Here is a 5833-nt window from a genome sequence, read left to right on the forward strand (position 1 = left end):
AACTGGTGGTCAGTGAGGACACGGTGAAGACCCATATCCGCGGGCTCTACCGCAAGTTGGGGGTCTCCGACCGGAGCGGTGCCGTCGCCGTCGCGTTACGTGAAGGGCTGTTCCGTTGAGCCTTTCGGCGGGGGCGGCCCCGACTGCGACGGACCTGGCCCAGCTGCTCGGCGCCGACGGTGTCCTGGTGTACGCCGTCAGCGGTCAGGACCTCGACGTCGTCGACATCTGGCCCGCCCACCCTTCTGCAGGCTCCCTCAAGCTGCAAGTTGGCTTCGGGGTCACCGGATTGGTTGCTCGCACAGGCAAACCGGCGCTGATCGAGGCGGACTCACCCCGCAACGTGCTGCACCGTCAGCTGCTTGCGCTCGAGGAAGGTCAGACCGTGGCCCGGATGTGCATCCCGCTCCCTGGGCTGGAGGGCGACGTCGTCGGTGTCCTTGCCGCTCACCGCGATCCGCGCCATCCCTTCGGCGAGGTCGACCTCTGCACCGCGGAACCGTATGTCGCGATCCTCGGGCTGCGACTGGACGCAAAGCAGTTGTGGCGCACGGTCAACAGGCAGCGCACCGAACGGGACCGGCTCATCAAGGCGGCGATTTCCGCGCAGGAAGCGGAGCGGCGCAGGATCGCCTTCGACCTGCACGACGGCGTCACCACCGCGCTTGCATCCATGTCGTTCCATCTCTCGGCGGCGGACCTCACCATCGCAGCGGCGCAGGAGATTTCGGACGAGTCGATGCTCCTCCAGGAGTTGGATTGCGCGCGCGCCGAACTGCTGAACGCACGCAAACTGGGCGACGTGGCGTACAACCAGACCAGGGCGGCCATCTCGGGCCTGCATAGCCTGGTGCTCGACGACCTCGGCTTGGCCGCCGCGATCGAGTCGCTCGTCCAGATGGCCCGTCGTAACGGCGGCCCGTCCATCGAACTCGTCGTGGACCCGGCCGCTGCGGTCGACGACATTCCCGATCATGCCGCCGCGGCGCTCTACCGGATCACCCAGGAGGCCTTGGCCAACGCGGTCAAGCACGCCGACGCTGATCGGATCGTGTTGTCGCTGCGCGGCGTCGGTGACTCGATCGTTCTCGGCTGTGCCGACGACGGGAAGGGTTTCGACGCAGCGGAACGCCGGGCGGCGCGCGCGGTGGACGCCGATGGGGGGCAGCACTTCGGCATGAGTTCGATAGCCGAGCGCTGCGCCATGATCGAGGCATCTCTGCGGGTGGAGTCCGCCCCGGGCCGTGGCACCACCGTGCTGGTCGAGCTACCGATCTAGAGGTGTCCGGGTAGCCGCGCACCTCGACGCCGTCGAGGTAGTGAGGTGGATGGGATTTCAGGTCTCCGGCGGGCTCGACAGACCGATGAGGCGTCGGACTGCGTGGAGTCCTTCGGGCGTGCCGGGCCAGTGTTCGTCGATGGCGGCGGGTCCGGCGCGGCGAGCGACTGAGCGCAGCGCGATGGCAACGATGATGGCGTCGTCTGCGTAGCCGAGAAAGGGGATGAAGTCCGGTACGAGGTCGATCGGCAGGATCAGGTAGGCCAGCAACAGGAGCAGACGGACCCGGACACCTTGGGGCAGTTGCGGATCGGCGGCCAGACGCCGAAGCAGGACCACCACGTCGGGCAGCAGCCGCAGTGCGTCGGTGACGCTGAGGTCCTTCGGGCGGGACACGGCCAGTGCGATCAGCAATGCAATCCACACGATGACGAGGCCGACCGCGACCGCGATGAGCGTGCCCCAGAGTTCTGTCATCAGCGATCCGTGCGGTCAGTCGTGCCGGGCGGCGGTGCAGCTTGGCCGCGGGGGCGCCGGGCACACCAACTCCAGCCACTGCACTGCTCCGCCATATCGCCAAGTGTTACCGATAATCCCTCCGAACCGGCACCCAACGGCGAACAACGAGAGAACTTGCCCGCCGCGTGATGGAGTGCTACGCGCGCGTGGCGCCGACCCCGCCCGGACCCTGGATCGCCGCGGCTAGCCTTGGCCCGGCGCCGAATGTGCCTCGCCTGGGACGATTCCGGCCCGTATCCCGATCGCGGCCGCCTCCCCACGGTTGGCGACGTCGAGTTTCTTCAGCAGGCTGGCAACGTGAAACTTGATCGTGCTCTGACTGATCCCGAGCTCATCAGCGATGGCGAGGTTGCGCTTGCCGACTGCGAGATGCCCGAGGACTTCGAGTTCACGGGGATTCAGGGTGGACAGAATGTGCTCGTCCGGACGAGCCGCGGGCGGGTCGAGAGGGATGGTGAGCATCACCCTGTTGCCCCATCCAGGAATCGATTCGACGTCGATCCGGCCGCGCAAGGTGCGCAGCCGTCCGGACAGTTGGAGTGCCAAGGCGGTGCGGTCGATCGTGCTGGGCCCGCCATCACGGATCTCGATCAGGACGTTGTCGCCGTCGCAGTCCCAAGCGATCCGCATTCGCGTCAGCACCGGTTGAGCGTCGAAGGCCAGCACGATGGCGCGCACCATCGCCCGTGCCGCGTGCGCCACCTCACCGGGAAGCGGACGCCCGTCGGCCGGCGGGTCGACATAGTCGACTTCGACGTCCCGATGCAGCAATAGGGGGCGCAACTCGCCTTGCAGCCTGGCGAATGCCGTCGTGACAGCTTCCTCCGACAGGGCACGATCAGCGGCGCCCGCGGACCGGAGTGCGATCAGTGCGGCCGATGCCGTCTCGCCGGCGGTGATGCGCGACCGGCGATCGTCGAGGTCGTTCGAACGGAGGGTTCCGAGGATGGACGACAGGGTCGCCTCGTGCACCTCGGTCAATTCGACGATGGTGCGGGCGCGTTCACTCGACGCGGCCCGTGACTCGGCGAGATAGTCGGGGCTGGCCTGCGCGATCTGATGCTGGATGGAGGTCGCGACAATCCCGAACACCGCCGCGATCTCATCAAGGTCGGGGGCGGCACCCGTCTGAGACGGCCGCGGAACCAGGACGAGCAGGGTGTCGCAGGGGTCGTCCCGCACGGCCCAGATTCGGCGACGCGAACCGGCCAGTACGGCCACTTCGTCGCGGATGCCACCAGGGGCGACGGATTGTTTGATCTCGTCGAGCTCGTCGATGGTCACGCGGTCGACGATCTCGCGATTTCCGGCCACTTTGCGTGGGCGCCCGGTGCATTCACGCGTGAAGATCACCAAGGCGTCGTGCGACGTGTGACCAAGGAACTGGGACAGGCGGACCGCGATGTCCGGGAGCGGTCCCGTGATCACCTTCCGCATCTCGGTCCAGCGGGCAGCCTGCAACCGAACCGCATCCTCGACGCTTATCACCCCTTCAGAGTATTGCCGAGGACGGCACTGGCCAACCGGCCAGCGAGGACTCGCCGTGCGGCCGGGTGTCGGGGTGCCCCGGGATCGGCATTCTTGGGACAGAACACAACGGGCCACACCGAGGAGGACCATGACCGCCACCGTCCAGCAAGCGCACACACGGTTCAGTGACGGGCGCCGCATCGTGCTCGACGAGAACGAGCGGCTGCTCAATTCCGTTGGCGCAGAACAGTGGGACCGCGCCGGATCGCTCATCACGACCGCGCGGGCGGTGTTCGTGATCGGAAACGGACGCAGCGGCCTGGCCACCCAGATGGCTGCGATGCGGCTGATGCACCTCGGTCTCCGCGTCCACGTAGCCGGCGAAGTCACCGCCCCCGCCATCGGCGCAGGAGATCTGCTGATTGCCGTGTCGGGGTCGGGTACCACCGGCTCGGTCGTCGGCGCGGCCGATACCGCGAAGAAGGTGGGTGCCTCGGTGCTCGCCGTCACGACGGCGTCGGACTCGCCGCTCGCCCAGCGCGCCGACGAGGTTCTGGTCTTGCCGGCGGCCGACAAGCAGGACCACAGCGGATCCGTCACCCGCCAGTACGCAGGCAGCCTGTTCGAGCAGTCCGTGCTCCTCGCCTTCGATGCGCTGTTCCAGGCGCTGTGGAGCAACGAAGACCAGACCGCCGAGCGGCTGTGGGAACGCCACGCCAACATCGGCTGACCCGGCACACCGCCAAACCCCAAATAGATGACAAACGACAGGAGAAGCACATGACGAAACTGCAGGTTGCGGTCGATTTGCTCACCACCGCCGACGCCCTGGCACTCACCAACAAGGTGGCCCCGTACGTCGACATCATCGAACTCGGCACGCCGCTGATCAAGAGCGCGGGCCTCAGCGCCATCAGCGCAATCAAGGCTGCGCACCCGGACAAGGAGGTCTTCGCCGACCTCAAGACCGCCGACGCCGGCTTCCTCGAGGCCGATATCGCCTTCTCGGCCGGCGCAGACCTGGTCACCGTCCTCGGTGTCGCCGGTGATGCCACCATCAAGGGTGCCGTAGAGGCAGGACAGAAGCACGGCAAGAAGGTCGTCGCAGACCTGATCGGCGTCGAGAACCGCGTCGAGCGAGCCCGTGAGGTCTCCAAGCTCGGTGTCGCGTTCGTCGAAATCCACGCCGGTCTCGACGAGCAGGCCCAGCCCGGCTACTCCATTCAGGCCCTCCTCGACGACGGCAAGCTCGCCGGTGTCCCGTTCTCGATCGCCGGTGGCGTGAAGGTCGACACCATCGCCGCCGTCCGTGACTCCGGCGCCGATGTCGCCGTCGCCGGTGGCGCCATCTACAGCGCCGCGGACCCCGCAGCGGCGGCGAAGGCGCTCAAGGCGGCTCTCGCCCGGTAGCTGCACATCGCGAAGGTCCCCGAACACACCCCCTGGTGTTCGGGGACTTTCGTCGTCAACAGGTCAACAGGTCAGCAGCGAGGAGCGCGGGTGACGTGCGAGGCGACTATTCCGGAATCTGCCTCACCTGGACGGCATGTGCCATCTCCTCGGACAGCTCGAACCCGCTGTGGCCGGGCACCGTAATGGTGACCGAACCGCTTCTGGTCTCGACGGTGATGTGCGCGTCCGGAACGACGCCCATCGCCCGCAACCGTCCCATGACGTCCGGATCCGACTGCACGTGCTCCGCGAGACGCCGGACGACGACCGCGGTCGGCCTGCCGTGCGGCACGTCGGTGAGTCGGATGAGTGTCTCGGGGTCGCCGATCGGGCGGTCCAGCCCGAGCAACCCGAGCCCCGGAATCGGGTTGCCGTACGGCGACGTGGTGGGGTTGTTGAGCACCTTCACCAGGCGCCGCTCGACTTCCTCGCTCATGACGTGCTCCCACCGGCACGCCTCCGCATGAACCCTTTCCCACTGGAGGCCGATGACGTCGACCAGCAGTCGTTCGGCGAGACGGTGCTTCCGCATCACCGACACCGCGAGTTCACGGCCCTTCTCCGTCAGCCTTAGGCGGCGATCACCGGCGACCAGGAGCAGACCGTCACGCTCCATCCGGGCAACGGTCTGGCTGACCGTCGGACAGCTCTGCTCGAGTCGCTCCGCAATACGTGCTCGAAGTGGGCGGACGCCTTCTTCTTCCAAGTCATAGATCGTCCGGAGGTACATCTCCGTGGTGTCGATCAGATCCTTCACACCCACACCCCGTCTCTCGCTGGCGCATTCAGGCATGCGGCAGATACCAGTGTCGAAAGCTCTGAGCGCGAATGCACTTGGCCGAGCGGATAGTGATAGCTCCCCGTCCGGCTAGGTGGGGCAGCCTCGAAACCCCCGTATACATAGAAATCAGCACGACACTGATATCCGAAAGGGGAACGGTGACTATGGAACTGGGATTGGTCGGCCTGGGAATGATGGGCCTGAACATTCGCGAGCGGCTACGTGAACGAGGACTCGCGGCGACTGGATACGACCCGCACGTCGCCGACAGCGATGTGGGTAGCCTCGTAGCATTGGTCGAGGCGCTTCCCACCCCGCGAGCGGTGTGGGTG

7 protein-coding genes and 1 pseudogene are annotated in these 5833 nt (G+C 66.7%); 5 read left to right on the top strand and 3 right to left on the bottom strand.

Annotated features, from left to right (window positions below; translation table 11 throughout):
• Together ACRDUX_RS16040 and ACRDUX_RS16045 are read left to right on the top strand one after the other, a co-directional pair.
• Window positions 1-119: LuxR C-terminal-related transcriptional regulator (locus ACRDUX_RS16040; protein ID WP_526415010.1), on the top strand; the 119-nt coding region annotated here is incomplete at its 5' end.
• Window positions 116-1279 carry a GAF domain-containing sensor histidine kinase gene (locus tag ACRDUX_RS16045; protein WP_526415005.1) on the top strand — a complete coding sequence of 388 codons (1164 nt, stop codon included), beginning with the start codon at window positions 116-118 and terminating at the stop codon, window positions 1277-1279. The genes ACRDUX_RS16040 and ACRDUX_RS16045, both read left to right, overlap by 4 nt.
• Window positions 1280-1336: 57 nt before the next feature.
• Here ACRDUX_RS16045 and ACRDUX_RS16050 read toward each other — a convergent pair whose 3' ends face one another.
• Window positions 1337-1756 carry a YkvA family protein gene (locus tag ACRDUX_RS16050; RefSeq protein WP_526415006.1) on the bottom strand — a complete coding sequence of 140 codons (420 nt, stop codon included), beginning with the start codon at window positions 1754-1756 and terminating at the stop codon, window positions 1337-1339.
• 225 nt (window positions 1757-1981) lie between these two features.
• Window positions 1982-3235 carry a helix-turn-helix transcriptional regulator gene (locus ACRDUX_RS16055; RefSeq protein ID WP_526415011.1) on the bottom strand — a complete coding sequence of 418 codons (1254 nt, stop codon included), beginning with the start codon at window positions 3233-3235 and terminating at the stop codon, window positions 1982-1984.
• A gap of 181 nt (window positions 3236-3416) precedes the next feature.
• On the opposite strand from ACRDUX_RS16055, the gene hxlB reads away from it, so the two are divergent.
• Both hxlB and hxlA read left to right on the top strand, forming a co-directional pair.
• Complete coding sequence (gene hxlB / locus ACRDUX_RS16060) at window positions 3417-3998, top strand: 6-phospho-3-hexuloisomerase (RefSeq protein ID WP_526415007.1); 582 nt, start codon at window positions 3417-3419, stop codon at window positions 3996-3998.
• A gap of 50 nt (window positions 3999-4048) precedes the next feature.
• On the top strand, window positions 4049-4678 hold the full coding sequence (gene hxlA / locus ACRDUX_RS16065; RefSeq protein WP_526415008.1) for a 3-hexulose-6-phosphate synthase: 630 nt from the start codon (window positions 4049-4051) through the stop codon (window positions 4676-4678).
• A gap of 106 nt (window positions 4679-4784) precedes the next feature.
• On the opposite strand, the gene ACRDUX_RS16070 is transcribed toward hxlA, so the two are convergent.
• Complete coding sequence (locus tag ACRDUX_RS16070) at window positions 4785-5477, bottom strand: iron-dependent transcriptional repressor DtxR (protein ID WP_526415009.1); 693 nt, start codon at window positions 5475-5477, stop codon at window positions 4785-4787.
• 188 nt (window positions 5478-5665) lie between these two features.
• Between ACRDUX_RS16070 and ACRDUX_RS16075 the strand changes: the two are divergent.
• Window positions 5666-5833 (top strand): annotated as a pseudogene (locus ACRDUX_RS16075) (6-phosphogluconate dehydrogenase); the annotation flags it as partial.

The organism is Mycobacterium sp. (assembly GCF_050701675.1).
Classification (GTDB): Bacteria; Actinomycetota; Actinomycetes; order Mycobacteriales; family Mycobacteriaceae; genus Mycobacterium.